Source organism: Pararhizobium sp., assembly GCF_965279435.1.
Taxonomy (GTDB): Bacteria; Pseudomonadota; Alphaproteobacteria; order Rhizobiales; family Rhizobiaceae; genus Pararhizobium.
Map to the genome: position 1 here is coordinate 1,941,674 of NZ_CBDIHY010000003.1, position 25,693 is coordinate 1,967,366.

The window sequence follows — 25,693 nt, forward strand, 5'->3', positions numbered from 1 at the left end:
GCTTGCATACAGTTTTACTTCGTAGTCGTGCCTGGCTTTCTCAGCGTCTGCACGAAACTCAAGGCCGAATCCCGTGCTAAGTCTTTTCTCGCCGTCTGCGATGGCCCAGTAGCCGCGCGACCTGAGTTTGCCTGTGACCTTGTCGACTTTGGGTTTAACCCAGATGAGATGCGGGGCTTCTCTTCTACGTGCCATTCTGTTGTCATCCATTCTTTGATAGTGCGCCGGGAGACGAAAAACTTGCCGTTCATCATGGGCGGTACACGCCGGAGCCTGCCGGCCTCGATTTCGTCGTAGAGCGCTTTCGCCCGAACGTGTCTTCCTGCCACTCCGTTTCCATCTTCATAGAGACGGCCGCCGAGTTCCGGCAGACAACATGCTTCCGCGACAGTGAGCTGCTCATCATCGTGGAGAACGCGCTCCGTCCGCGTCGAGGTGATCTCGCGGAGGTCGTTGAGGGCAGCCACAAGATCATCGTGAGTCTGCGCCTGTCTAGCGGCGGCCGTCTCGAACTCGGCGATAGTGTCTTCCATCACCGACATCTCACGCATCCAGATCGGGATCGTCCCGTCGTCATCGGGCACGTCGTCATCACCCGGCCGCATTGTCGCTCGAACAAGTGCATCGAACGCCGCAGCGTCGGCTTCGTCGTCGCGAGGATCTCGGCCGAGGGCGTTCAAATTCTTCTCTCGGGCGCTAAATGGCCTTAGGTCGATGACGGTGGTCGGAGCATCAGTCATAGGGTCTCCCGAAATAATGATGTGCCCTCTTAAACGGCGTCTGTTTAACGACGTCAAAACATAAATTGATGAATCCTACGGGTGCCCCTGTTTTCGCCGGACGCGTTTGTATTCCGCCTCGATCATCTTCATTAGCCAGGCCTCGAGCCAATATCGATCACCAGTCGGCAGGACTTCAACATCCGGCCAGCCGGCGACCTCGCCTGACACGTAGCCGCGGAGATATTCCTCTTTGACGAGCGACCCTTGCGCCGCATCGACAAGATGTCCGGCATAAGTATGCAACAGGTCACGACTACGGCTATCGAGCGCGTCTGCATCCCTCTGGAGGTCAGCGACATCGACCAAGAATTTGCCCAACTTCTGCGCGCCGATCCGACTGAGGTCGTAGTCTGTCACCCTATCGACTTCCACTGCTGCATGCACCATCCGTACACCCTCTGCGATCAGCTCGGCGCGCCGACTGGGTGACACTATTTCCCACGATTCCACATCGGCCCGGATCCAGTCTTCGGCCGAGATCTCGTCGAAGACATCGTCGTCGTGTTTCTGGACGTAGCCAGCGACGCTCGTCCGGAGTCTTTCGTCAGTGTCTCTCATCGCCGAATTTCTCCTGGATTTCGCAGTAGCGGGCGGCCCGGACGCGCAAGCCTCGCGGCAGATGCGTCGCAAGATACTCGACGACATCATGCCGTTGAAGATCACCCACCTTGAGTCCACATCTGACAGCACGCATGACATCGTGCATCAGCTCGTCGTGCGTGCCATCGTAAAGCGCCGCGAAATCGTCGAAGGCCTCAGGCATACGGCTCCCTTTCACGTTCGCGACGATCATGTCGCTGCGATCCATCCGGGCAATCGTCTCCGCCACCCTTTGTTTCAACTTGTCGGAAATCTCAGACATTGATCGTCCCTCCGTCGGTTATCGTCGACATCACGAATGCATCCTCTCGCCGAGCCTGAGCCAACCCTCAGCCGTTCGCGCCCAGCCCTGGCCGACGTCGATGTGGAGGAGCCTGAACCATCTCCGCTCTTCGTAGCCTCCGGGATATCTCAGGATGCCGCCGATCTGCCACACCGCCGGGACGCGGCCGGACTGCCAGAGCGTCGCGCTCCATGGATCAAGCTCCGGCGCGTCTTCTCGCCGCGGCGGTGGCGGGTGCAGTCGGCAGAAACGGAACTCGGGCGGCGGCAGAAGATAGCCGTCAGGCGACAGCGCAGTCAGGATCGCACGGCCACGTCGGAACGGCATGCCGACCTGTCGGATGAGGATGCGGCCAATGGCTTCTGCGATCTCATCCGGAGGCCCTACAATACTGGTCAGGCCTGCGTCATGGAGAAGATCGGCATGCCGGAAAGCCGCGTCACATACAAGTTCGTGCAGATCATCACGCATTGCAGGATTCCTTCTTCGGACGGCCGAGTGCGGTAACGGCCAGATCCGCAAAAACAGGAACGCACTCCTCGCACAACGTCCGGTTCATCGAGGTGCCGCATCCGTGGGCGGTCGCATCGACGTGACGACCGTGGTGGCTGCCGCACTCTTCGCAAGTCGAAAGAGACAGGGTGACAAAATTCTGAATGAGGCGGGACAGTCGGTGATCACGGATGGGATCGAAAGGACGACTTCCGTTGTCGATGTCCACATGCAGCCAGCCCCCGCCCGCCTGGATCCGGCTGAAGATGACGGTCGGGTGATCACGTGCGACCTGATTCAGCATCGCCTCGACGAGCGGATACCATCCAGCACGGACCATCGGGTGTCCATATTCTGGCAGGCGGTCGGCATGCTTGCGGACGATGGATTCGTAGCGAGCGTCGCGTGTGTCGTACAACATCTTCATGCCAGATCTCCCGAGCGTTCCTGAATTTCGTCGACGATCGCGTGAGCCTGCGCGACTACGTCCGGTGCCAGCGACCACGACAGGTACAAGCCGATACGCAACCGGCCGAAATCCGCGTCGATGTCTTTGACGTGACACAGGCGTTCGTCGGGGAGCAGCACGGCGAGCCGGGCGTAGAACTCCTCAATCAGGTCGCGCATGCCGTCAGGCACAAGGATACTGCCAACGGCTGGGACGCGACGGCCGTAGTGGCGGACGAGGTGCGAATGCCAGTCGGCTTCGGAATCGGTTGGCATGTTGGCGATCAGTTCCGCGAATGTCATTGGGGCAAGCTTCGTATCCGGGCAGTCGATCCCCACGTCGCGGCTGCGGCTGTAGCCAGGCAGGTTGCCGTGTGAGTGGCCGTACAGGTGGTACGAGCCGTGATGCATCGCTGGCCAAGAACGATGGGCGTAGTGAGACAGCCAGACCCGCTTGCCGCCGTCTTTAGTTTCCAGCGTATCGGAAGGTGGTCGATCCCATGGGAGGCCTGCAATGACTGTCTTAACCTCGCCGCGGTTGTCTACGTCGTGGTTGCCCAGGATCAAGACCTTGCGAGCGCGGATCGAATGGAACAGATGCTCCACGTACTCCGAGTTCCGCGACTGCGTGAAGTCGCCAAGGATGTACAGCAGGTCGTCCTGACGGGCGCGTGCGTTGATGTTGTCGATGATGACGGCATCCATCTCCTCTGTGGTGCTGAACGGCCTTGTGGCGGCGCAGGAGCGAAGGATGGAAGCGTGGCCGAGGTGCAGATCAGCGGTGTAGTATTTCGCGGTGAAGGACATGCAGGACTCCTGGAACAGAACAATCGGAAGCGACCCGGTCGGGGGGTCAGGCTATCGGTTGGGCTATTCGCAGTGCGCTCATGTCGGTGGTCTCTCGTTGCTGGATACGTTGTAGACGGTCCTTGGTAGGATTGGAGCCCGTGATCTGCACTATCGGAAAACAGATCTAATAGAGTGCTGCCGTCGACGTGGCTGTATAGGTCGTCAGGTTGGCGTTGGTTCCCAACGGTAGGAAGAAAGAGTTTCAGTTGGAAGGGGGAAGAGACAGTCATGCAGAGTGTGAGGATGGATTCCAGAATCTGATTCCGACGTATAAGATTCTGGAATCAGATTCTGACTCAGAAGGTGGCGGCCGGAGGTAGGGGGGCAGGCAGGGAGAAGAGGAGGGTTCCGTATGTGGGACAGAAACATGTTAAGTTCATGATCTTATTGCCGTATCTGTTGCAGTCCACTCTCACGTTCGAATGCCTCTTTCATGACCGTTATCAGCATGTCTTTGGCCGACTGAGGTACGATGAACGAGTCGTGCACGGGAAGGACTGGGATGCCGTGTCTGACGGTCATCTGTGCCAGGACGTACCTGCACATCTCCGAGTCCATGTTCTGAAGCCGTAGCCCCGCGCCGGAGTGGATGTAGTCCTTAATCGCCGTGTGCTTATTCTTGATGTCGGCGATGAGTTCTCTGGCCGTCACGTCGCAGCCGTCGACATATGGGAGGATTGCACCAAGTGCTTGATGGTAGCCGGTGGCGTTGATCAGGATGTTGAAAGCGCGCTTGCACAGTTTTCTCTCCCAGCCGTCGAGCGTGTAGGCATCGCCGTCCAGGTGCTTTCCGGCAAGTGCGTACAGCAGACGTGGGTGGAGCTGCTCGTAGTCGATCTCAACTGTCTGCTCGCCGTCGAGAATGAAGTGCTGCCGATCTTCTGATCGCACGGACTGCCACCAGCCGCCGTAGTAACGTCCTCCGGAAGTCCAGCCGCCGTTGTAGACGCGGTACATCTCGATCATGTCCGGATAGACCGTATGAGCGTCGAACCGGATGGCCTCGCCGTCAACGACACCACCAGGAGCGTCGAGGCGGATGTCGGTCTTCGCGATGACAGCGTTAGCCTTCACGAGGAGCTTCCTCTCATCAGAAGTGCGCTGAGTGTCGCGGTAGTTCTGCAGGATGCCGTTCTTGTCCTTCAGTCGGATCAGCTCACCGGGCACCCGCTTGATCTTGGGTACCTTCAGCTCGGCGAGCCACGCTGCTGGCAGGAAGCTAGACTGCACACCGGTGGATGCTGTGCCTGGTGGGCGGCGGTCAGGTTCGACAAAGATTTCGGCATCAACCAGAGCATCGATCGCGGGAACAACGGTCGTGAAGGTGTAGCCGTCACCGTTGTAGCGTTCCATGCCCGCATACCAGTCGCGTCGGCGTGAGTACGATGTCCGCTTGGTAGGATCTTCGCGCGCGGACAGGATGGCATGCGCCACAGCCGATTCCATTGCTCTTCCGATGCGCTCATTCTTGACGGGAGGAAGATCGACCAGCTCACGGAGCGCGGCTCCATCGACGCGCCATTTGAAGGACAGCGGACGGTCGCGATTTTCGTCTACGGAATGGTGTTTACGTTCGTGCATGTTGGTCCCCGGCGGCAAAGAATGAAGGTTTCGGAGACCTCTTCTTGGGTCTTCCATCATCATCGTTTGCGTCGGCCGAGCACGCGGCAAGGCAGCCTGCCGGAAGGAAGTCGCCAGCCGTCGCGTCAGCCCCCGTGCTCACTCGTGGGGTCAACTAACTTTTATTTTTCAGAGGCTTGTGGGATTCACGCCGGTGGCCGAATCTAGGGTGTCACGTAGTGACGGGAGGTCAGCGTCACGTAGTGACGGGTAGGAAATGGGAGGGTGTCATGCCGAGAGCGAAGAGCAATGTTCCGAGGTTGGTCAGCAAGCAGAAGCGGCAGGCCAGGTACCGTGCGCGTCTGCAGGAAGCAGGTCGGCCGGAAGCCTCAAAAGTCGACGTCGCTGTTGCGGCGGCTACGGCGACAGCTTTCCGGTGGCTCCGGGCCAGGATCAAGGCCGGGCAGATGTCCCAGGACGATCCCCGGTTTCATCTTCTTGAGACGATCTCCAAGGAGGCGACCAAGACTCTAGTAGCTTCCGGCTCGACCGAAGATGAGGCTACCCTCAAGCTTGCAAAACGGCTCCGGCCTAAGAGGCACTATCGGGATGCGGCTGGGGAGGTTACTCCTCCCATTACTTCACACGATTGAATCGGGGATTTCGCAGTCACTTAGTGACGTGCCATCGGGAGTGTCGACATGAAATACATCCTTGCCCCGCTCCCGAAAAGGCCGCTGCTCGACCGCCTTGCCGCGTCATCCCGGCAGTACACCATCGAACTGGAACATGAGCTACCCGGCACCCTGCCGCTGCCACTGTCGCCATGGGCGTGGCCTCAGTTCCGGGCGAAACTCGACAGCAGGGAACGTCTCGCCGCGGCGCTTGAAGTTCTCCGTGCCGTTGCCCGCGAGGACGAAGACCATGCCAGAAACATAAACGGCCGGGGGTACAGCAAGGCCGACAGCTCGGCAGGACATCGGCTGGCGCAGATGTCGGTGTCTGACGTGTCTCGTGATGGACAGGCGGAGCGCGACGTTCTGAGGCTCGCTCGTCGGTACAGTCGACAAGCGTCGTCCATCGCTAATACCAAAGACTGAAAACCGCCGGCGCTGGAATCTTGCACGCATGATGCGTCATCATTTTTGAGAAACGGATGATGACGCATGACCGAAAAACCCACGCCTAAGCCCGATGCCCCCAAGCCTGTCTCGCCGATCCTAATCAAGAAAAAGGATAGGCGCGCAAAGCCGGTGGCCGTCAGATGACAGATAAATCGGCCGACATGTCGACGGTGGCAGCCCGGCTCTCGTGGGTCGAGGACGCGTACGCGTATCTCAAAGACAAGCCCAGCGAAGGCGGGGGAGGCGACGGTCTCACGGACCTGATCAAAAAGCTCTGGCGGAATGTGTTGCGTTATGACAATTCGGCACTGACCGAAGATCCCTGGACGACGACCTCTGTCTACGAGACGCTCGGCACGTCCTTGCACTACTGCATCATGTCAGAAGACACGGCAGTTCCGACAGCGTTGAGCAACAAGCCTCTTTACAACTGGATTTTCAGCGTCGGCGACACCCGGTGGAACAACAGCAATCCAACCCGTCGTCTGGCTGACGACATCGTCGGGACGGCCGCCGACGGCTATACGGCCGCGCTCCGTGGCAAGAGCTGGTCTTTGGCGCAGAGCGTATGGGGCACAGCCGCGACGATGACCCCGACTCCTGCGAAGACGATCGTAGCCAGGATTGCGGACGTTCAGACATCCGTCAACGCGTTGCGCAACACCGAGCTACCCGCGAAGGTCGAAGAGCTGCAGGATCAGATCGATGACATCTGGACGCTGCTTACTACTCTTTCGAGCCAGCAGTCGGCCATGGGTACGCGCCTGAACAACGTTGAGTCTCGTCTCACTGCAGGAGGTCACTGATGACCGACCTGACCCCGCGCCAAGCGATCCTTTCATATCTCGGCGGTGACCCTGTAGACCCGCACGTCCTGCGCTCGTCCGTCGCCCAGGTCTACTACGGCCTCGAAAGTGTTTTCGAGATCGACCAGTACGACAAGAGCCAGCTCAAGCCGACTGATCGCCTTTCGACGATGTCGCTGGAGCTTCTCGTCTTGCAGTCCGCGATCGACGACTACGTCTGCGACCGGGCGCCGTCGGCAGCACTCTCTGATCTATGTCGCGCGCGCCGGTCAGAAATCAGCCGATCGTCCAGCAAGGAATGCACATGACACTTGCGCCGACGGAATCGACAGCACACCATGATGAGGTCGATTTCACATTTCGACACCTTCACCTTACCCCTGCGCTGAGCGTCCCCGCTCGCCGGGGGTACTTTTCTTTATGGAGGTTCTGATGTCTGACGGATTTGAATTCAATCTTCGCGGTCTCGTCGCACAGATCAACGACCTGGAACGCAAGCTGCTGCCGCGTGCGCAGGCAGGCACGCTGAACACGATTGCATTCAACGTCCGCAAGGCTCTCCTCAAGCACGCCGACGACACGATCGAGGGCGGCCCGACTGCTTTCACGCGCCGCGGCTTCGTCGTCGACCGCGCCATGCCGACGACCGTTAACATGGCCTCCGCAGTGAAGATTCTGCCGAACCAAGCCAGATACCTGCGGTACATCATCGACGGCGGTGTGAGGCGTGCAGGCGATCCAGGTGCCGGGCAGTACGACATTATGGTCGAAGGTGCCGAGACAACGGAACAGGGCAACGTCAAACGTGGATTCCTCAAACGCACAGCCAAGGCCGCCAAAGCCGAGCGGATCAAGCGAACACGGCTGAGGGATAAGCGCGAGAAGATGTCGTCGGCTGGCAAGGATGCGACCGCCTTCGAGTGGAACGTACAGGGCAAGGGCGAGCCCGGAACATTCTTCGCCGAAGTGAACGGCATCAGGGGCTACTGGGAGCGTCCCGACCCCGACAACTGGCAGATGAACCTAACCCTGCTCACACGCTTCGCCGACGAGGCCGTGCACGAACCGTCTTTCGACTGGGACGGTGTGGTGACGAAGTCCGTATCCAAACAGGATCTGACCGCCATCTTCGCCGCAGAATTGGCGCGCGCCGTCGGCAAGTCAAAATAGCTGCCGGCTGTTTGCATCACGCGTCGCCGGCACACAAGATTCTTCTAACACAGGAGGAATTATCATGCAGACACAGCAGTCATGGACTATCGACGATATCACCGTCACCCGCATGCCCAGCGCCCACCACAGAGTATGGGTGACCATCGGCTCCGAAGCTGACATCAAGCATCTGATGAAGACGTGGGACGGCGTTTACAGATTCCAAATTCAGGACATTCCTGAGAACTCGGATGTCTACTGGTGCCTGACCAACGTGTTGTTTCACTCGCAACGTCGCGACACGATCCGGATCAATAACGGAGCTGTCCAGGTCGACCGCCGTCGGCTGAAAGAGCTGAGGGATGGGGTTGATTGGTTTTTCGATCTGCTCGCCGAGGAGCACCACCCCGACCGATACGAATGGTTCGATCACATCAAGGACTGGGTCAGGTGCGATGACGCTCCGCAGCCTTTGACCGAGCTGGAAGACGCTCGCAGATGCATCGTGACGATCGATGCCATCTTCGAGGTGACGGCCGACAATGTAATCAGGTTGTCTGACCGCGAAATCGCTTAAGTTCAAAATCACCTGGACGCTTCACGAAGTCATCTGCCGTTGTCCAAAGTGCTTGAACCAAGAACGGTGTCCTTGGTGCCTGCGTATGGGCGGCAGATGGGTATCTTAGTGGAAATCCGCCGCCGCCGTGAAGCTCACCAAGCGTGCGCACATATTCCTGAATAAGTGGGAGCACCTCGTCCTCGGCAGGGACAACGAGGTACCCGACATCCTGGCGGCTCTCTGCGGCAACCCTGACAGCATTCGCAAGCACATGTCCACGCACCGGCTCGCATACATCCAAATTCCACATGCCGACGATGTCGTGCCCATCCCGACCTTTTGTCTTCGGTGCTTCGCGATTCAAGGACATGCATGCCTTGAGCAATACCTCCAGTCCTTGCCCGGCAAGTGCGAGCGTCGGACGGAACAAAATTTTGCCTCGGTCGCGCTGCGCCTCGCTTAGAACGAGAGCACCTTCAAGAAATTGCTTTGCGATACTGGCGTATCCACCTGCCTCCGTGCTGAAGAAACCTTCCGTCATGGAACAGGACGATCCTTCGAAATCCCGTACCGGTTGCCTATCACGCCGCCTACGACGGCAAGGATGACAGCAGCAGGTACGCCCGCGCCGCCGCCCATGGCCGCGATCCCGACACCGCCGACCATAAGACCGAGAACAGCGCCTGCTGCCCCTCCGATCAGCGACCACCGGGTTTCCGAAGGTCTCGCCCTCGCGGCCGCTGAAACTTTCTTCGTCGCCGATGAGATCTTTTGCTTCATGTCGCGTCGCCTTATGTGAATCCCTGACTGTGACACTATCGTTTCGAACGGGTAAAGCCAGCCGGATGACCGACACATTGAATCCATCCGAGCGCTCCGAGCGCATGTCCCGGATCCGCAGCAAGGATTCAAAGCCGGAACTTGTTGTCCGCCGGCTTATTCACGCTATGGGATTTCGGTATCGCCTTCATCGAAAAGATGTGCCTGGCAAGCCAGATATCGTTTTTGGTAATCGTAAAAAAGTAATTTTCGTGCACGGTTGCTTTTGGCATCGACACGATGATTCGTCGTGCAAGCTGGCGCGCCTGCCGAAGTCGAGACTTGACTTCTGGCTGCCAAAGCTTGAACGAAACGTCGAACGCGATGCTGATAACAGTGCCCGATTAGACGCGCTGGGGTGGGATGAAATGATCGTCTGGGAATGCGAGCTGGCAAAAACCAACTTGCCAGTCCTGCGCGATAGAATACGGAAATACCTGTGTGATGAGATCGATTGAGTTGTTCGCAGGTGCTGGTGGTTTAGGACTCGGATTGCACTCAGCAGGATTCAAGCCTGCCAGCGTGATCGAGTGGGACGACTATTGCGTCGATACCATCCGGGAAAACCAACGCTTGGGCATGCAGGCTGTGAAGGGCTGGAAGGTCAAGCATGGCGATGTGCGCGACGTCGATTTCAGCGTCTTCAAGGAGAAGATCGGACTCGTATCAGGCGGCCCTCCATGCCAGCCTTTCTCGATGGGTGGCAAGCATGCGGCCTATGATGACGCGCGCGATATGTTCCCTCAGGCGATCCGCGCTGTCCGGCAGTCGTCGCCACAGGCATTCATTTTCGAGAACGTCAAAGGACTCACGCGCGCGTCCTTCCGCAATTATTTTGAGTATATCCGCCTGCAGTTGACGCACCCGGATATCGTCAAGGCGACCGACGAATCCTGGCATGATCATCTTTCGCGGCTCGAACAGCACCACACCAGCGGTAGCCGTGAAGGACTCAATTACCGAGTCGTGACACAACTCCTCAATGCGGCCAACTACGGCATCCCTCAGAAGCGCGAGCGCGTGTTCTTTATTGGGATTCGTGAAGACCTCGGTAAATCATTCCATTTTCCCCAAGAGACCCATTCTCGCGAATCCCTGCTGTGGGACCAGGTTAACGGTGAATACTGGGAGCGGCACCGGGTCGCGAAGAAGAACCGCCCTGACGTAGTTGCGAGCACTAGGCTTAAAGAAATGTCGATGCCGGACGAGTTGCCGTGGCGGACAGTAGCCGACGCGCTGGTGGGTCTGCCTGATCCGACTAAGAAAATGCCCACCGACGAAATCTATCACAACCACCGTCTCCAAGCCGGTGCACGCTCCTATAAAGGCCACACTGGCAGCCCCCTTCATGAGCCTGCCAAGACCTTGAAGGCTGGAGTTCATGGCGTGCCAGGCGGGGAGAACATGCTTCGTCGTCCTGATGGGTCGGTGAGGTATTTCACTGTCCGTGAGAGCGCGCGCCTGCAGACGTTCCCCGATGACTATGTTTTCCATGGGAGCTGGACCGAAACCATGCGGCAGCTCGGCAATGCCGTTCCCGTGGAACTGGCAGCCGTCGTCGGACGCAGTGTCGCCGCGCAGCTAGGGGTCTGAAATTGGCAGAGGGCTACGTCGAGTTTGAATTTGACCTGCCTTCGGCCTTGCTAAAAAGCCTTGTCGACGAGTTCGCGAAGATGGAACCGGCATCCCTCATTCACGAGAACACACAGAAGGTGCCGGACGAACAAGGTGTCTACCAGCTTCTCGTCGGCGGTCAGGTGGTCTACGTCGGTAAGACGGATGCCGACTCCGGTCTGAGAGGCCGCCTGCGGAAACACGCATGGACGATCCAACACAGGCAGAACCTAAAAGCGTCGGATGTGCAGTTCAAGGCGGCGCGCGTGTACGTCTTCACTGCGCTGGATCTCGAAAAGCTCTTGATCAGACACTATGCTGAGCATTCTGGCCAAGTCTGGTGGAATTTTTCAGGCTTCGGATCTAACGATCCCGGACGTAATCGAGACCAGACGGAGCTGAAGGCCGCAGGCTTTGACGCCCAATATCCCATCGACCTCGATCATCCCGTCGACATCAAGACGGACGGCGGCGTGTCTGCAGCACGAGTCCTTGAAGCGTTGCGTGCTGAGTTGCCGTTTACGCTTCGCGCTGAAGGCGAGGCAGGCAAGATCCGAAAGCCCCACCCGGATCTGGTGCATGCCATTGTGCCGACCTTTGAGACCAAGCCATCGACTACCCGTCAGGTCTTCAATGCCGTGCTGTCCGTTCTTCCCCCAGGCTGGCAGGCCACTGCTTTACCAGGCCGTATAATCATGTATCGCGAAAATCGTGAATATAGCGCGGGCGTTGTCATAGGCCGATCCTGAAATCCGCCGGCGTGTGCGTTGCCGTCGACAGGCAGGTCGACGTACCCGAGGAGCCGAACGGCTCCATCTTTGAGGCCGCGCTCTGGACACGTGGAAAGTTACCTCATAAGGTAATGCAGCGCGTCGCAAGGTTTTGGAGACCATGCGACGCGCATCCTTAACCCTTCTGGAAGGGGTCAGGCGGAGCCGCCGTTAGGCGGACACCGATATTATGGTCCGGCGATGCCAAGCCATGATCTGTCCTTTCTCATATGCGCCAGCACGACGCGGGTTATGTTTTTAGAAGGTTGGGCCGTTCGTAGCGGCTTGCCCTTCCAGTTTGAGAGGTCCCTTACGGGGCCTCTTTTCGTTTCAGCCCTAAGGCCGAATTATCCGAATACGTCCGATGCTTTCTCGGTGGTTTCCACCTCGTTAGGATTCACATCGTCGTCTTCGCCGAGTAGGTCGTCGAAAAGCTTTCCGTATCGCTTGACGGCATCCGATTGCTGTTCTGGATCCAACTTAGAGGTGTCGGCGGCCAGTTTGTTCAACGCTTCCATCGCAACCTGATGACCATGATCGGTCACGGAGAATTTTCCGTCGCCGACACGTTCGACCAGCTTGGTGTCGATATAAGTCTTCATCTGCGACCGGGCGGCCGCGATGGTGATCCCTAGGTCTTTCAAGTCGGATACGGAGACGATCTCCGGGTACCCGAAAGTCGGCATTTCCTTCAGGCTCATCAGCATGACAGCCCAGTTGACCGAGATCGACCTCTTGCGCTTCTGAACCTTTGTCTGCGGCTGCGGGCCGTATGACGGTGTTTTCGAAGGCACCGTCTCACCCATCAGAGCAGACATGAAAGCGTTGAACTGCGCCTGGCCGTAGACCATTTTCGCGGCATCTTCATAGCTTTCGAGCTGGATCGAGATGTAGTTGATCTCGCTCTGCAGGTCGGCACGCTTCTGCCTCAGCCGCCCAATCTTGCGGAGCAGCTCGTGTTCGGCGGTGGAATCGTTAACCTTGTCGATCATGCGGATCTTTAAATCAGATCTCTTCCCCCAGCGCAATAGCAAACCTCATGCGTCTCACACGTGAGCGAAGTTATCCCGTGCTCCGTTAGACTAAACGGGAAAAATCCCTTATGCATGCTGGACACGGAGACGACACGACAACGACGCGGCTACGATTCGACAACGGCTGTACGCACTGCAAATACTGCATGTTACGGTGATACGAACGAATGAACGACCGACGACAAACGACGGTGGACAAACGTTGATACGAAACGCATAGGAAATATCCTACGCACTACGTGGATATTATCCACATAATGGGTGATTTAATACGAATCGAATAATGGTTGATAATCGGATTTTCGACAAACGCTGTCGAAACGACAAACGAATGTAATCAACGACAGCGGTGCAACAGGTTGCACGAACGAAACGACAAACTTGCAAACGTTTGCAACTTCGGACGACGACACCGGAAAACGGCCGGCGTTTGCGCCACGCGCCGCCGACGCACACAATCATCTTCGGACACAATCGAGGAGGATGAGATGTCGGAGAATTTCGAAACGATCGGAGAGTTGTTCAATTCGTACAGCCGGGTAATGCGCGGGAACGCGAGCAAGAACTATGACTGGGTCACCGACCGCGACTTCAAGAACGTGCATAAGCTGCTTGTTGCGTTTCCGAACATTGGCCTCGACGCAATTACCTACCTTGAAGGCGCGCTGAAAGCAGCGGACGAGATGCGCGAGCTCGCGAAGCAGAATGTCTTTGTCTCTAGCTTCGTGACCCTTCCTGCAGGATACGACATCCAGTCAGTCGATGGGGAGGTGGTCGTGACCACCAATGCCGGGGTCGACGACCAAGACATCATTTCAGTCGAGGAAGCGCGCCGCCGGACTATCGTTGCAAACATGTTCCTCACGGAACTCGACGTTGCCAGCCGCCTTACTGAGGATGACGGCCGTATCGACGCGGTAATCGCCAAGCCTACCCCGGTCTGGCATCACGTACACGGCTGGATCCACTCGGCAGCCGCTGTCGAACAGCCAGACGAGACTACTCCGAACATCGAGCTGACCCCGTTCTTCGCCTCGTTGTCGAAGGCCTTCTCAGGCATTCGACAGGGCAGCCCTTCTCGCCAACGTGTGACTGCGGATTTCGGAGTTGATGTTGACGAGGTGGATGCAGAGAATGAACGCGACCGGGCGCGCGCCGCGGCTATCGGACTTCCGCCCCTGCCGGAGGTCGCCGAACAAGATCATGCCACCATCTACACGATCAAGCTGGGCGACGGATCGGCTTCAGTGTCGACCGGAGACGAAGGGCTCCGGAATTTCCTGAAAGCTCTCACTAGGGGCTACTGATCTTTCAGGCCAACACATTCCACGGCCGCCGCTTAAACCCGGCGGCCGATTTGCGTTCTGCGCGGGGCAGCGGCGGTATAGACAGGTTACATCGACACCCTTATAATGGTCGGGACTGTCGCAAGCTCTTGAAGCCGTGCGACAGCCACTCTTGTAACGTACGTCTAGGCCGTGGCTGCTATCAGACTCTTCTGATGCTGAATTGCCAGTTCATGATCTCTCCTTTCGTTTGAGTGCATCCTAGGGATCGACGACATCTGATTTGCAGTCTCGAGGTCGTCATTCCCATCTGTTCAGGGGCTTCCAGTGGAGGCCCCTTTATTCTTTCTTGTCGTCGTCATCGAACGGCAGGTCGAGTGCACTGGGCATCCCGCCGCGTGACGGCTGTCGTAGGGTATCGGCATATACAAAATCGTCTCCATCCGGAAACTTCACCCAAACATCGTGCCATGCGTTCCGTGCCGTTCCGCGAGCAACGTGGCGTACCCACTGGCTGACCGAATGGTACTCGACGCTTTCGTAGTGGATTGCGTCAAACCTGACTTTGGCGAGGAACGTCTTCCGGCGATATCGCATGCGCAAGTCGGAGCCGTTAGGAAGCCATAGCGGCGACCATTCCATGCCTCCGCTAGGATCTCCATCGCTAAACTCCTTGTTCGTGACCTTGTCGAATGTCCTGGTGTCCACAACCACTTCATCAAGCTTGGCTAGATGCCGCCGGACGAGAGCCTCGATAAATTCGCTCGGGTCGCCTTTCACGCGCTTGGCGAGATCGATGAAGAGGTCTGCCGGAAAGTGGATCGAAATCGGTTGCAATGGACACACCAAGTTGTCTCTTGCTGTCGTAGTAACAGAGGGCGATAGAGTACGCAATAGCACGATAGCGCAAATTAGGACTATTCCACTATGCGTCCCATTTGGCCGCGTCCACGATTACGCGTCAGGCTACCACCACCTCGACCCGGTATCCTTCCAAGCGGCAGACGACCTGCACGGATCGTCATCTGGCACTGTCTCACCGTGGGGGACGAGATATCCCAGAAGCCAGCCAAACGTCGGATCCGCCGCAAGGTGACCTGGCGAGAAATATTCCGGCGTGTAGGCTACTTGGGCGGTCTTATCGATGATCCCTACAGCGGTGTAGCAGGCAACAACGAATGCTGAGCAGATGAAGCGCTGAATCGCCAGCTCGTCGTTGGATGACGATTTTCCGTAGTTTTCGGCAATGTACTGTAGCTGGTTTGCGAAATGATCATCCTGGGAGCCGATGAAGTTCGACAAGCTCAGGATGTTGTAGAACTTGTTGTTCCTGACGACGTCATCGACAAAGTCCTGTAGCGCCTGCTTTCGACCTTGACCGAAGACCGCCTGACTTCTCAGCACGGCAACGTATTTGGCTGTAACCAGGAGATCGGAAAGCGGATTTTTTCTTACTCCTGGCTTGAAGTTTGAGTCCGCGGTGAATCCATCACCGATGTAGATGGCTGCGTGGGTGTAGGGACTGTCCGTCGCCTTCGAAATCCCGCGCTGAAAAATCTTCGGATCCCTAGGGCGATACAGCAGGATGTCTCCCACCAGAAGGTCGTTGGTGTCGATGATCAAGTTGCCGTCTGCAGGCTCCATGGCCAGTTTCGGTTTGCTGTTGGCTGTCGCGCCAGTGCTCATGTCGGCCTCCCTAAGGAATTCAGTGACCTTTGTGGCCCTCTTTGTCCTTGTAGCGCTTTTGCACGATGCCCGATGTGATTCAGTCGGTAGCCGTTGGCGAGATTTCGGCTGGATCAGGAAACAGAGCGGCTATGTCCTTTAAAGGTCTGCCGACCACGATCAAATGCTCTGGACTGCCTAAGCTCGGATAAAGCTGGATACGGACAACCATATAGCCTTCCGCTGGGCCGTCCGGTATTCCGCCAAGGGATATCTGCATCGTTTGCGCGAGGTGGGTCTCGAACGGCCCAATGCCGGGAATATCACCGACGTACATATCGACGTCGTCTGAGCGATTCAGGATGATGTCACTCAGGCATGGCTCAAAGGCATCAAGACCAACCTTGGCAGCCGTGAAGGCATGTGCGGTCTTCGCAAGTGAACGCAGATAGTTGAGTCTATTTACGTCGCCTACCTTCATAGCGACATGAAGAGAACCTGTCTCGTCGGCAATCTTCCGGCACAGTGGCACTGCAACTTCTTTTTCAACGAAAGTCCAGGGCTTGCTGGGACGGATAACCGTTTCCTCAAGGATTCGAGGTGGTGGAGACTGCCAGAGATTGAACATCAGCGGAGCGTCAGCGAGAGGTATGATCCTATGACCGAGATCTCTAACCAGCGTCATCGACTCATCAACTTCAAAGAATTGGATGTTCGCGTCAGTAGGTCGATCTTTTTTGTTTCGGCTCGGCGCTTCGACCTGTGCTCGAAACACGCCAAGTTGATGCTTCAATACTGATTGTTCGTATGGGTTGATCTTCCCTTGGCATTCCTCACAGCAAGATTTTAGGAAAATCATTGTGTTCGCGCCGAGAGCATACGGAATGACATGCTCGTCAGTCAGCTTTTCTGGTGGAAATACCCGGTAACAGTAGATGCATTTACCTGGAGAAGAAATCTTCGGATGTGTTTCATACTTGCCATAATCGTATTCAGAAAGCTGCATTGACCCCTCCATCAACCTAGACGTTTGTATCCCTATTCGTCGTTGGAAAGCGAGACCTTCATGAAAGCTACCGGCTAGTTGCACGGTGCGTCGCCGGCACACATCATTGTCCTTGGACGCGAGGAGGATGACCATGGGTTACAGACCACAGCCACAGATGAAAGCCAAACGCGTCAGCGTTCGTGAGCGTGCTCGCCAGCGTCGGCGCAGTTTCATTCAGTTTGGCCCCGATTGTTGGTCTTTTGAGCCAATCGTGTCGACCATCCCGAGGTGGTCTGAATGGACCTCCACCGTTACATCGGCACCAGGCTCAACAGAAGATGACAGCTTTGCTTCCTCCGCTATCTACAAGGCCCGCGAGTTCTTCGAATACGACCGGGTGATGACGGACCTCCTTTACGAACATTCGAAGATGAGGTCGCTTCTGACCGTGTTCTATCATGGGGAGGCAAGGTCATGACCCACAAAAAGCTCCGTCTCAACCTTACGTACACCGTCTATGCCTATATTGTGCTGACCTGTTTCGTCTTGTGGCGCACAGCCTGGATGCTGTTTTTCGTCATCCTGTCTAACGACGTTCTGCTGGGCCACGGCTCATTCAGCGATCTCGCTCTTGGCAAGACGGCAATCACCGATTTACGCACGCTATACCTGATGCTTTTGATGGCCTCGACCTTCAGCCTATATCTGGAGATCGGCAAGTCCGGCATCGCCGAGCGCGCTTATCGGACTGACCCTAAGTTCTGGGCGAAGATCAGGAAGGTAGATGCGGCATGACAATGCCGGGGACCCTGGGAAATAAATCGCAGTGGGGGTAATTCGCGACGGCACCCCATCTCTCGTTACAAAAATTTTATTTCACCGCAAGCATCAGCACCCCCTCCGAAAATTATAGAAACTTGCACGGCACGCGCTCCCAATGATCCCTGTAATCGTTGGGAGTTTCGTATTCATGGCCACAAAAAAAAATCCAGATCCTCTGTTGGGGGGTGCTCAAATTGACGTCGATGAGCTGGCACCCCACGAATTTCCTGACGACGACGGGTCTGCACCGATCACCAAGCGTGAAGCCGCGAAGATCCGCCTAGTCTCAGTCAAGCATGCGTCCGCCTTGCTCAATCGGTCACGCGGCACTGTCGAGAAATGGCTCGATAACGGTTGTCCTTATGTGACGAAGGGCGACAAGAAACTTGGTCTGCCGTGGCAGCTCGATCTAAGCGAGATCGTCAAGTGGCTCGAGGAACGTAGCGCAACCGTCACGGCTGAGAAGTTTGGATCGACCGTCGACGGCTCGACCTCGATCGAAGAAGCGAAGCGCCGCCGCCAGGTTGCGCTCATGCACTTGGATGAAAAGGAAGCCGAGGAGTCGCTCCGCTCGTTCGTTAGGTGGAGGCCGGTATATGAATGCGTATCGAACCTGCTTTCGGAGATTCGAAGTGGTCTGGAGCTCGTGCCTGACGCTATCGCCGGAAGGGTCGACGCGAAGATAGCACCCCGAGTGCGGAAGATTGCCGACGAGCAGATCAGGACGGTGCTTGAGTCGTTGAAGATCGAGAATGTCGTTCCTCCGCCTCCGGCTGGAGAGTGACATGCTTTCTCCTAATGCTGTCGTAGACTTCGAGAAGGCCATCGCCGACGGCGAGGCTGAGTTCCGCGCTGCCATCGATAGTCTCCGCAACGAGGTTCTGCAGCTCCCCGCATGGAAAAGCCCTGTTGAATGGGTCTTCGAGAGCATCCGCTTGAAGACGCAAGACAGTAACCGTGTCGGATGGATGATGTTCAACGGCTATCAACGGCCGGTAGCCATGGATGCCATGTCAGGTGACGTCGATCAGATCACGATCCTCAAGGGCGTACAGGTCGGATACTCATCTTTCATCAAGGCGATGATCCTCTACGCACTCGCATATCTAGCGATCAAGTGCATCGTCGCGCAACCGACCATCGGGGACGCACAAGGGTACTACAACGACGAGCTGGAGCCGCGTTTCCGTGACGTGAAACCCATGATGGCCATCATGCGCAATCCCGGTCGAGGCGAAGTGCAGGACACGTGGAAGGAACACCGTTTTGCGAACGGCTCCGGCCTGTTCATGCGCGGCGCGGCTGCCGACGATGCGTTCCGTCGTATCCGCGCCAAGTGGCTATTCGGCGACGAAGTGGATGCCGATGGCTGGGCGGCTCTTCTGACAGCATCCCAAGGCGACAAGATTGAACTGTACCGTGCTCGCGGTACGGCGTTCTACGATTCTATCCTGTGGCTGGGATCCACACCACTCGTTCGCGACACTTCGATCATCTGGCGGGAGTGGACACGCTCCGATCAGCGCCGCCTGTTCGTGAAATGCCCCCATTGCCAGTTTCCGCAGTACATGAAGTGGGGAGACCGAAACAGCCCGTATGGATTCAAGTACACCACCGACAAGGGCGGCACGGTGACCGACTGCTATTACATGTGCGAGGGACCCGATCACTGCAGGATCGACGAAGATCATAAGGAGGACATGGTCGAGGGTGGTGAATTCATCGCCCAGAACATGTCTCCCAACCGCCCCGGACATCGGGGGTATCACTGGCCTGCCTGGCACTCCATGGCACCCAAGGCTCGATGGATGATCCTTGCGCAGCAGGACGTGAACGCACGCGGCGATCCAGAAGCCCGGAAGGTTTTCGTGAACAACGTGATGGCGGAGCCGTGGGATGACCTGACCCATCTTGGTTTCGATGCCAGCACCACGGATTCACAGCAGGTGCTGTACGCGGCCGAGGTTCCAGATGACATCCTCGTCCTGACCAGCGCCTGGGACATGCAGACCAACAAGGAAGGCTCCGACCTCGAGAAGATCGCATCTCGTGAATGCCAGATCATCGGCTGGAACGAGAAGGAGATGCCTGCTGTCATCGCGTACTACACCGTTCTCGGCGAGCCCAGCGATCCTGAGGCGCGTCGTCAGTTCGATGAGATCATCCGCCGCCCGTACACCAAGCGGGACGGCACCAAGATGTTTATCCAGGCGACGGTCTGCGACATGGGTGGCCACTTCCCGGATCAGGTGAAGACCGAGGCACAACGCTATCCGAAATCCATGAACGTCTGGGTCATCAAAGGCCGGGCCTATCCCCAGAAGGGCAAGCGAGCAAACACGATCTGGCCAAAGAAGGTGTCGAAGAACGCGAAGAATTCGCTTGATGCCTGGTACATGATCTGCACCCAGCTCGCGAAGGATGCCATCGCAAGGAAGCTTCTTGTCAAAGGCCCAGGTGGGCCACGTTTCCCGATGTCATTGCCGGACGGCTACTTCGATCGCCTGTTCTGCGAGCGTCCATTCAAGCAGAAAAACGGCTCGTATCACTGGGATCACCCGAAGGGCGGCAGGTCGTCTGAAGAGTGGGACACCTTCGTCTACTGCTATGCCGCACTGCAGGGTCTGAAGATCTCATACCTCCGTTGGCGCGACTTGAATCTTGCAGGGAAGAAGCTCGGAATCAGTCTTGTGCCGCACGATCCAGTCACCGGCGAGATTCAGGACGAGCCTTATGCCGGTCCCGATCTTTCAGCCATGGCCTCCATCGACGCGGCAGTCGACGATGTTCCGAACCCGGCTGCAGTGCTGAAAAAGGAGCAACGAGTGAACAAACCAACAGCCGCGGCACAGCGTCTGGAGCCGGTGGCGGCTCCATCAGGCGGGGGTGCCAGGCCAACGAAGAAACGGCGTAGGGGCGGTATCGTCAGCTACGGGTGACGAGGGAACGATGGACGTAATTTACTTTGAAGACTGGACGATCGCCGAGCTCCGAAAGGAACGCAAGTCGATCGAGAAGCAGATCCTGACTGCGGTCGCGTCTGTGTCGTATGCCGGTGGCAGTTCGACACCCATCACCCAAGCTGAAGCCAAAGCCCTCGTCCGGCTACTCTCCGCCCGCATCGCCGAACTCGACGGCCGTAAGCCTCGTCGCAACGGCATGCGTTTCCTCGGCCTCGTATCGAGGGGAGCATAATCATGGCCGCGAAATCCACACCCACCCAGACCCGCGCCGTTATCACCATGCCCCCGTCCGCCCCTCCATCAGTTCCTACACGCAAGCAACGCCGTGGCGGTGTCCGCGGCATGTTCGACAACCTGTTTTCGACATCGCAGTCGATCGCCCGCACCTTTTACAAGGCAGCCGACCTCACGCTCCGTCGGCAGCCGGTCACGGATGTAGGCCCGAATGGTTCGAACGGCGAGATCGAAGCCCTGCGCCGCGCGTCCAGGTACATGAAAGCCAACAACGGATTCTACCGCAACGGCATGCGCGCCACTGCGAACAACATCGTCGCCTATGGCATCACGCCGATCATCCCGTATCCCGATCTCAAAGCCCTGTTCAAGGTCTGGTCGGAGGAAGCCGACGCTCGCGGACGGTATGATTTCTATAGTCTCATGTGGCAGGGCTGTGAGACGGTAGCCACCGATGGCGAAGTACTGTTCCGCATGCGTGATCGTCTCGACGGTGACATGCTGTCCGGTGTTCCCCTGCAGTTGCAGATCATGCAAGCCGACCACCTGCCGCTAGGTTGGACGAAACAGTCGCCGATCGGCAACTGGATTGTGGACGGGGTCGAGCGCAACAGCATCGAGCGCGTGACATCGTACTGGCTGTATCCGTATCACCCGAAAGACTGGCGTGGGACGATGACAGCGATCCTGCCACAGCCCGTTCCGGCTGAAGACATCCTGCATCTTTTCATTCCAGAGTCGCCGACATCGGAACGTGGCGTGCCGTGGGGTGCTCCGGTCTTGGATGTCATCGAGCAGCTCAAGGACTACAATAGTTCCGAGTTGATCAAGAAGCAGCACCAGGCGAAATTTACCGTATTCTACAGCAAGCCCCTCGACGAAGAGGGCGCCGCCTTCCAGGGCACCGAGGACGACGGCGACGACCTCGTCTTCCAGACCGTGCCTGCCGGAGGCGCAGTCGAAGTGCCTGAGGGCTACAAAGTTGAGTTCCCGGCACAGCCTGCGACCGATGCCAACTATGCCGCCTTTGCTCGTTTCAACATGAGCGAGGTCGCGGTCTGCCTTGGCCTGTGCGTCGAGACGATCACGAATGATTTCGCGGGCATCAACGACCGCGTCTATCGCGCCATGATGCTCGAAGTCGGTCGTTTCGTGCTGTCCGTACAGCATCACATGATGATTCAGCAGTTCTGCTCGCCAGTGTGGAAACGTTTCGTCTCGGCTGCCATCCTCGCCGGACGCTGGACACCGCCGGAAGGCGCTCGTCCGGAGGAATACATGCGTGTTGAGTGGATGCCGCCAGCACGCGGGCACATCCACCCGCTCCAAGAGGTCAATGCTTTCATCAGCGCCGTCCAGAACGGCTTCACGTCGCGGTCCAAGGTGGCCGCAGAGATGGGCTACGACATCGAAGAGATCGATCTCGAGAACGCCAAGGACGGCATCCGCGCCGAGACCCTTCGCGTCGCCTATCCCGTGTACGACGGTCAGGCCGCCATGGCTGAGACACCCGAATCTGCGGCGCTGAAGGTGCTCGTGCAACAGGCCGTAATGGATGCGCTCATGAAGATGGGCGAAGCGGAGGCTGCCTGACCTGTCCTTGCCGGTGATCGTCGGCAAGGATTCACATCGACGTCGATTTCCAGATCGCGGTATTGTCAACAATGTATATCGGTGTATCAAACTGACACTGAGAGAGTTAATCCGTTAACCAACTCGTCATTGTCAACAATTACACTTGCCTAGATACCGCCGTTTGACGTATAGATGGTCAACTTAATTTAGAAATACTCCGATAAGGATCTTGCAACCGACATGCTAGGCGTGTATCGGTCCCTTTGTCTTGGAATGATGAGAGGGATGGCAGCAACGATGGCACGCCGACACCGCCGAAAATCGACCCTGCCCAGTCCCTGGTTCCTGAAAGAGTACTACGAAGACGAGAGGCTTCGCCTAGCGGCGCGGCCTCGGTGGAAGAAGATCCTCGACGCGATTAGCAACAGCTTCGGCGGATTATAAAGACTGACTTACGTCAGGTGCGGGTCGATCCCACCGACGGACCGCGTCCAGATAGGGTCGATCCTATCGGATGGCAGCAGGTGGGGTAGATCCCACCGCAACGAAAGGAATGCTGATGAATCAACACAACTAAAGGAGACCCTTGTGTTCAATTCTAGCCGTATTGCCTCTACTGCATCGACCACTCTACCCATCGACCCCGTCGTGAAAGCGGTCGATTTGCTTTTGAAGACCAAGTTCCAGCCGAAGTATGCCGAGCATACGGTTGTAAATCCCGCGTACATCGGTCGAACCAACCAGCTTGTCATCGGTCCGCGGAACGATCGACTGCCGTTCGTCGATCTGATCACGAAGAACAATAAGTCATTCCACTTGTACAGTGCCGCGATTGAATTGCGTGTCGACGAATACGTCGAGTACGAAATGATCGAAGATCTGATGCGGTCACGCCCTTTTCTGCAGCTCCCGGACACGGCATACAGCCCCGCAGGTGTTGCGGCCGTCGAGGCCATGCTGTTGGCTGTCGTTCAGGCTGAGGATCCTGATCGTGACACGCGATGCCTTCCCGAGTTGATGTCCGACTCTGCGGTGCTCGAGCGGCAATATTCCGTAATGAGCAAGGCGCGTCTCGCGAAAACCATTCCTCTGGAGTTGATGATCCGCTTCGTCGATCTTGGCAACCGGAAAAGGGCGTCATATCATGTGCGTGTCAGGCATACACCGGATGCAGTCCATGAGCTCGGGCGCGTTCGCTACGATCTGATGCCGTACGAACACGGTGTGCGGACGATGTCAGATCTGCTCAAGATGATCAGCGCACCGAGCTGGCAGGACTTCCTCCTCGAAATCGCAGACTAGCAACAGCATCAAGGCCTCCGGGTTAGGGAGGCCTTTTGCCCCACTAGAGTGCAAGCATGAGCGTGTCATAAATTTCGGACAGCTCGAGAGAAGCGCCGATCTCCGGCATGTCGACCACGCTTGCAAGGTCATCGTACTTCTCGGACCCCCACGCTCCTTCACTGTCGCGTCTGTAGAGCTTGACGAGGACACTGCTCGGCTCGACGAACATGATGAGCCGAATCGCCGGATGTTCCCGGTATTCGTCGAGCCTGTCGGTGGTGTCCACTGAACTCGTGCCGGGGGACGAGACCTCCACAACAAGCGTGGGGCTTTCGGCAACCATCGCGTCCGGGTCGGGAGGACTGCAGTCCACGACGATGTCGGGGTACCGAATGGTGCTCGCCAGCGTCTGGACGGCTGTGTCGCTTGAAGTCGTTCGGCAGCCGCCAGACTTCGATTGCGGCCCCAGTGAGGAAACGATGTTCGAAACGACGACGTTATGGCCCTGCTTTGCACCAGCCATCATCTCGATGACATAACCATCAACCAGCTCGAATCGGCCCTCCTGGCTGAGAACCCAATCGAGGAAATCCTCCGCCGAGACACGATCGTGTTCCATGTCGTGCTCCCTTCTTCAGGTCATTATAGTATCATTGCCGTCATGTCGTGACCACGCCTCTCGGCTCAGTTGTTGGCACCTGCTACCGAACAGCGCTTTTTATGCCAAGAGCGCTCGGAACTTGCACGGAGCCTGGGCACGCTCCCTCTCAGAAACAGATTTCTGAGACAGGTCCGCATGAAAAAGCCCCTTCGCCCGCAGCCGGAAGCACAGCGCACAGCGCGTGCAGTTTCCGTGCGTGCAATGGCAGGAGCGCCGACATCGGTCGACAGCGAGACCCGTAGCTTCGACATCATCGTGACGACAGAGACACCTGTCCGCACATGGATCGACGACCCGCGTGAGCCCGGCAAAGAGCTTCAAGTCGATGAAGTCCTTCTGACTGATGGGCTCGACTACTCTCGCACGCCGCGCATGAGCCTATGCGACGGTCACGACACCGGCTCCGTAGACAAAGTGCTAGGCAAGGTCACCGATGTTCGCGCTGAAGACAAATCCATTGTCGCTCGTGCCACGCTGACGCGCCGCCGGGCTGATCTCCTCGAAGATATTGCCGACGGCATCTACGGGCAGATTTCAGCGGGCTACACGCCGCTCGATACGGAGATCGTGGAGCGTGACGGCGACGTTCCTCTCGCCCTCGTGAAGTCCTGGCTCCTCACCGAAGCGTCGATCGTGACGGTGGCAGCCGATGAGAACGCATTCATCCGGAGCGCGGGGCCACCGCCCAAGTCGACAGTCACCTTCCGCGCGGCCGCCAAACCCAAATCCCCCCAGACACGGCTGAAGGCCACCGGGAAACCCAGATCACAGGAGAAGACCACCATGACCAAGCTGAGAAACAAGAAGCGGAGCGTCCGCGAGGATGTTGCTGTTGCATCGGAAGACCTGGAAGCCGTCGTATCGGCCGCTGAAGACGCTGTGGCCGCGGCTGAAGAGGCAATCGCCGCTGTCGACGAAATCGTAGACGGTGCGACGGATGCTCCGGAAGAGCTACTCGAGCGTGCTCGTGCCCTACGCGGCAAGCGTGCCGACGAAGACGATGCTGACAAGGCCGACGACGAGGAGCGTAAACGCGCCGACGAGGAAGAAGACGAGCCTACCGAGGCTGAAGCCAAGGAAGAGGAAGAGATCCGCTCGATCGCCCGTTCGTACGGCCTGACCAAACTGGTCAAGGACATGCGCAGCCTCGGCGCTCGCCCGGTAGAAATGAAGCGGGCACTCCGCACGGCCATCGCTGGTCGTTCCGCGTCCGCATCGACGACCTCTGCCTCCGACCGCAAGCCTGCTGAGAAGCGTTCGGCTGCTCCGGCGATGCCGTCCGTCCGCTCGATCTACGACGTTCTCAACAAGCGCAAGTAAGCCA

At 57.4% G+C, this 25,693-nt stretch carries 31 protein-coding genes; 17 read left to right on the top strand and 14 right to left on the bottom strand.

From position 1 onward, the window contains the following. Nucleotides 1–14: 14 nt before the first annotated feature. From ACQY8Q_RS14920 to ACQY8Q_RS14950, 7 genes are all read right to left on the bottom strand, one after another. On the bottom strand, nucleotides 15–740 hold the full coding sequence (locus ACQY8Q_RS14920; RefSeq protein ID WP_428427284.1) for a hypothetical protein: 726 nt from the start codon (nucleotides 738–740) through the stop codon (nucleotides 15–17). A 75-nt stretch (nucleotides 741–815) separates the two neighbouring features. Further along, the gene (locus ACQY8Q_RS14925) at nucleotides 816–1,340 is read right to left on the bottom strand and encodes a hypothetical protein (RefSeq protein ID WP_428427285.1); all 525 of its coding nucleotides are present in this window, start codon (nucleotides 1,338–1,340) and stop codon (nucleotides 816–818) included. Continuing rightward, the gene (locus ACQY8Q_RS14930) at nucleotides 1,327–1,644 is read right to left on the bottom strand and encodes a hypothetical protein (protein ID WP_428427286.1); all 318 of its coding nucleotides are present in this window, start codon (nucleotides 1,642–1,644) and stop codon (nucleotides 1,327–1,329) included. Before ACQY8Q_RS14930 ends, ACQY8Q_RS14925 begins: the two co-directional genes overlap by 14 nt. Nucleotides 1,645–1,674: 30 nt before the next feature. Continuing rightward, nucleotides 1,675–2,136, bottom strand: a complete 462-nt coding sequence (locus tag ACQY8Q_RS14935) for a hypothetical protein (protein ID WP_428427287.1) — start codon at nucleotides 2,134–2,136, stop codon at nucleotides 1,675–1,677. Further along, nucleotides 2,129–2,584: a hypothetical protein gene (locus ACQY8Q_RS14940; protein WP_428427288.1), complete on the bottom strand. Its 456-nt coding sequence runs from the start codon at nucleotides 2,582–2,584 to the stop codon at nucleotides 2,129–2,131. The genes ACQY8Q_RS14935 and ACQY8Q_RS14940 overlap by 8 nt, the downstream gene beginning before the upstream one ends. Then, entirely contained in the window at nucleotides 2,581–3,411 is an 831-nt protein-coding gene (locus tag ACQY8Q_RS14945; RefSeq protein ID WP_428427289.1) for a metallophosphoesterase, read from the bottom strand. The genes ACQY8Q_RS14940 and ACQY8Q_RS14945 overlap by 4 nt, the downstream gene beginning before the upstream one ends. A 426-nt stretch (nucleotides 3,412–3,837) precedes the next feature. Further along, nucleotides 3,838–5,034 carry a hypothetical protein gene (locus ACQY8Q_RS14950; RefSeq protein WP_428427290.1) on the bottom strand — a complete coding sequence of 399 codons (1,197 nt, stop codon included), beginning with the start codon at nucleotides 5,032–5,034 and terminating at the stop codon, nucleotides 3,838–3,840. A 680-nt stretch (nucleotides 5,035–5,714) separates the two neighbouring features. Between ACQY8Q_RS14950 and ACQY8Q_RS14955 the strand changes: the two genes are divergently transcribed. From ACQY8Q_RS14955 to ACQY8Q_RS14975, 5 genes are all read left to right on the top strand, one after another. Then, nucleotides 5,715–6,113 (top strand): hypothetical protein, encoded by a 399-nt coding sequence (locus ACQY8Q_RS14955; RefSeq protein ID WP_428427291.1) that lies wholly within the window; start codon nucleotides 5,715–5,717, stop codon nucleotides 6,111–6,113. A 164-nt stretch (nucleotides 6,114–6,277) separates the two neighbouring features. Further along, nucleotides 6,278–6,943: a hypothetical protein gene (locus tag ACQY8Q_RS14960; RefSeq protein WP_428427292.1), complete on the top strand. Its 666-nt coding sequence runs from the start codon at nucleotides 6,278–6,280 to the stop codon at nucleotides 6,941–6,943. After that, complete coding sequence (locus tag ACQY8Q_RS14965; protein WP_428427293.1) at nucleotides 6,943–7,251, top strand: hypothetical protein; 309 nt, start codon at nucleotides 6,943–6,945, stop codon at nucleotides 7,249–7,251. The genes ACQY8Q_RS14960 and ACQY8Q_RS14965 overlap by 1 nt, the downstream gene beginning before the upstream one ends. Before the next feature lie 124 nt (nucleotides 7,252–7,375). Then, complete coding sequence (locus ACQY8Q_RS14970) at nucleotides 7,376–8,113, top strand: hypothetical protein (protein ID WP_428427294.1); 738 nt, start codon at nucleotides 7,376–7,378, stop codon at nucleotides 8,111–8,113. 64 nt (nucleotides 8,114–8,177) lie between these two features. Then, the gene (locus tag ACQY8Q_RS14975) at nucleotides 8,178–8,672 is read left to right on the top strand and encodes a hypothetical protein (protein ID WP_428427295.1); all 495 of its coding nucleotides are present in this window, start codon (nucleotides 8,178–8,180) and stop codon (nucleotides 8,670–8,672) included. On the opposite strand, the gene ACQY8Q_RS14980 is transcribed toward ACQY8Q_RS14975, so the two are convergent. Both ACQY8Q_RS14980 and ACQY8Q_RS14985 read right to left on the bottom strand, forming a co-directional pair. Then, nucleotides 8,644–9,195, bottom strand: coding sequence for a hypothetical protein (locus tag ACQY8Q_RS14980; protein ID WP_428427296.1), 552 nt, complete (start codon nucleotides 9,193–9,195; stop codon nucleotides 8,644–8,646). The genes ACQY8Q_RS14975 and ACQY8Q_RS14980 overlap by 29 nt on opposite strands. Then, nucleotides 9,192–9,434: a hypothetical protein gene (locus ACQY8Q_RS14985; protein ID WP_428427297.1), complete on the bottom strand. Its 243-nt coding sequence runs from the start codon at nucleotides 9,432–9,434 to the stop codon at nucleotides 9,192–9,194. Before ACQY8Q_RS14985 ends, ACQY8Q_RS14980 begins: the two co-directional genes overlap by 4 nt. A 65-nt stretch (nucleotides 9,435–9,499) precedes the next feature. Between ACQY8Q_RS14985 and ACQY8Q_RS14990 the strand changes: the two genes are divergently transcribed. The 3 genes from ACQY8Q_RS14990 to ACQY8Q_RS15000 are packed head-to-tail and all read left to right on the top strand — an operon-like array spanning nucleotide 9,500 to nucleotide 11,836. After that, nucleotides 9,500–9,931 carry a very short patch repair endonuclease gene (locus ACQY8Q_RS14990; RefSeq protein WP_428427298.1) on the top strand — a complete coding sequence of 144 codons (432 nt, stop codon included), beginning with the start codon at nucleotides 9,500–9,502 and terminating at the stop codon, nucleotides 9,929–9,931. Further along, a complete protein-coding gene (locus ACQY8Q_RS14995; RefSeq protein ID WP_428427299.1) occupies nucleotides 9,918–11,066 on the top strand; it encodes a DNA cytosine methyltransferase in 1,149 nt (382 codons plus the stop codon). The genes ACQY8Q_RS14990 and ACQY8Q_RS14995 overlap by 14 nt, the downstream gene beginning before the upstream one ends. Nucleotides 11,067–11,068: 2 nt before the next feature. After that, nucleotides 11,069–11,836 (top strand): GIY-YIG nuclease family protein, encoded by a 768-nt coding sequence (locus ACQY8Q_RS15000; RefSeq protein ID WP_428427300.1) that lies wholly within the window; start codon nucleotides 11,069–11,071, stop codon nucleotides 11,834–11,836. A 368-nt stretch (nucleotides 11,837–12,204) separates the two neighbouring features. On the opposite strand, the gene ACQY8Q_RS15005 is transcribed toward ACQY8Q_RS15000, so the two are convergent. Continuing rightward, nucleotides 12,205–12,885, bottom strand: coding sequence for a hypothetical protein (locus ACQY8Q_RS15005; RefSeq protein WP_428427301.1), 681 nt, complete (start codon nucleotides 12,883–12,885; stop codon nucleotides 12,205–12,207). A gap of 494 nt (nucleotides 12,886–13,379) precedes the next feature. Here ACQY8Q_RS15005 and ACQY8Q_RS15010 point away from each other — a divergent pair, with 494 nt between their 5' ends. After that, the gene (locus ACQY8Q_RS15010; RefSeq protein ID WP_428427302.1) at nucleotides 13,380–14,198 is read left to right on the top strand and encodes a hypothetical protein; all 819 of its coding nucleotides are present in this window, start codon (nucleotides 13,380–13,382) and stop codon (nucleotides 14,196–14,198) included. A 318-nt stretch (nucleotides 14,199–14,516) separates the two neighbouring features. On the opposite strand, the gene ACQY8Q_RS15015 is transcribed toward ACQY8Q_RS15010, so the two are convergent. The 3 genes from ACQY8Q_RS15015 to ACQY8Q_RS15025 all read right to left on the bottom strand — a co-directional run bounded on the left by ACQY8Q_RS15015 (nucleotide 14,517) and on the right by ACQY8Q_RS15025 (nucleotide 16,848). Next, on the bottom strand, nucleotides 14,517–15,014 hold the full coding sequence (locus tag ACQY8Q_RS15015) for a hypothetical protein (RefSeq protein WP_428427303.1): 498 nt from the start codon (nucleotides 15,012–15,014) through the stop codon (nucleotides 14,517–14,519). Between the two features lie 129 nt (nucleotides 15,015–15,143). Continuing rightward, entirely contained in the window at nucleotides 15,144–15,863 is a 720-nt protein-coding gene (locus tag ACQY8Q_RS15020; protein ID WP_428427304.1) for a hypothetical protein, read from the bottom strand. A gap of 79 nt (nucleotides 15,864–15,942) precedes the next feature. Beyond that, the gene (locus ACQY8Q_RS15025; RefSeq protein WP_428427305.1) at nucleotides 15,943–16,848 is read right to left on the bottom strand and encodes an HNH endonuclease; all 906 of its coding nucleotides are present in this window, start codon (nucleotides 16,846–16,848) and stop codon (nucleotides 15,943–15,945) included. Nucleotides 16,849–16,981: 133 nt separating this feature from the next. Between ACQY8Q_RS15025 and ACQY8Q_RS15030 the strand changes: the two genes are divergently transcribed. The 7 genes from ACQY8Q_RS15030 (at nucleotide 16,982) to ACQY8Q_RS15060 (ending at nucleotide 23,726) form a co-directional block, all read left to right on the top strand. Continuing rightward, nucleotides 16,982–17,308: a hypothetical protein gene (locus ACQY8Q_RS15030; protein WP_428427306.1), complete on the top strand. Its 327-nt coding sequence runs from the start codon at nucleotides 16,982–16,984 to the stop codon at nucleotides 17,306–17,308. Continuing rightward, a complete protein-coding gene (locus ACQY8Q_RS15035) occupies nucleotides 17,305–17,625 on the top strand; it encodes a hypothetical protein (RefSeq protein ID WP_428427307.1) in 321 nt (106 codons plus the stop codon). The genes ACQY8Q_RS15030 and ACQY8Q_RS15035 overlap by 4 nt, the downstream gene beginning before the upstream one ends. A gap of 175 nt (nucleotides 17,626–17,800) precedes the next feature. Further along, nucleotides 17,801–18,436 (top strand): hypothetical protein, encoded by a 636-nt coding sequence (locus tag ACQY8Q_RS15040; RefSeq protein WP_428427308.1) that lies wholly within the window; start codon nucleotides 17,801–17,803, stop codon nucleotides 18,434–18,436. 1 nt (nucleotide 18,437) lies between these two features. Then, nucleotides 18,438–20,591, top strand: coding sequence for a terminase gpA endonuclease subunit (locus ACQY8Q_RS15045; RefSeq protein WP_428427309.1), 2,154 nt, complete (start codon nucleotides 18,438–18,440; stop codon nucleotides 20,589–20,591). A gap of 10 nt (nucleotides 20,592–20,601) precedes the next feature. Beyond that, the gene (locus ACQY8Q_RS15050; protein WP_428427310.1) at nucleotides 20,602–20,847 is read left to right on the top strand and encodes a hypothetical protein; all 246 of its coding nucleotides are present in this window, start codon (nucleotides 20,602–20,604) and stop codon (nucleotides 20,845–20,847) included. Nucleotides 20,848–20,849: 2 nt separating this feature from the next. Further along, nucleotides 20,850–22,442: a phage portal protein gene (locus ACQY8Q_RS15055; protein WP_428427311.1), complete on the top strand. Its 1,593-nt coding sequence runs from the start codon at nucleotides 20,850–20,852 to the stop codon at nucleotides 22,440–22,442. Nucleotides 22,443–23,012: 570 nt separating this feature from the next. Further along, nucleotides 23,013–23,726 carry a hypothetical protein gene (locus ACQY8Q_RS15060; protein WP_428427312.1) on the top strand — a complete coding sequence of 238 codons (714 nt, stop codon included), beginning with the start codon at nucleotides 23,013–23,015 and terminating at the stop codon, nucleotides 23,724–23,726. Between the two features lie 43 nt (nucleotides 23,727–23,769). Here the strand turns inward: ACQY8Q_RS15060 and ACQY8Q_RS15065 are convergent, their stop codons facing one another. Then, entirely contained in the window at nucleotides 23,770–24,327 is a 558-nt protein-coding gene (locus ACQY8Q_RS15065) for a Uma2 family endonuclease (RefSeq protein WP_428427313.1), read from the bottom strand. 177 nt (nucleotides 24,328–24,504) lie between these two features. On the opposite strand from ACQY8Q_RS15065, the gene ACQY8Q_RS15070 reads away from it, so the two are divergent. Then, a complete protein-coding gene (locus ACQY8Q_RS15070) occupies nucleotides 24,505–25,689 on the top strand; it encodes a hypothetical protein (RefSeq protein WP_428427314.1) in 1,185 nt (394 codons plus the stop codon). Nucleotides 25,690–25,693 lie beyond the last annotated feature (4 nt).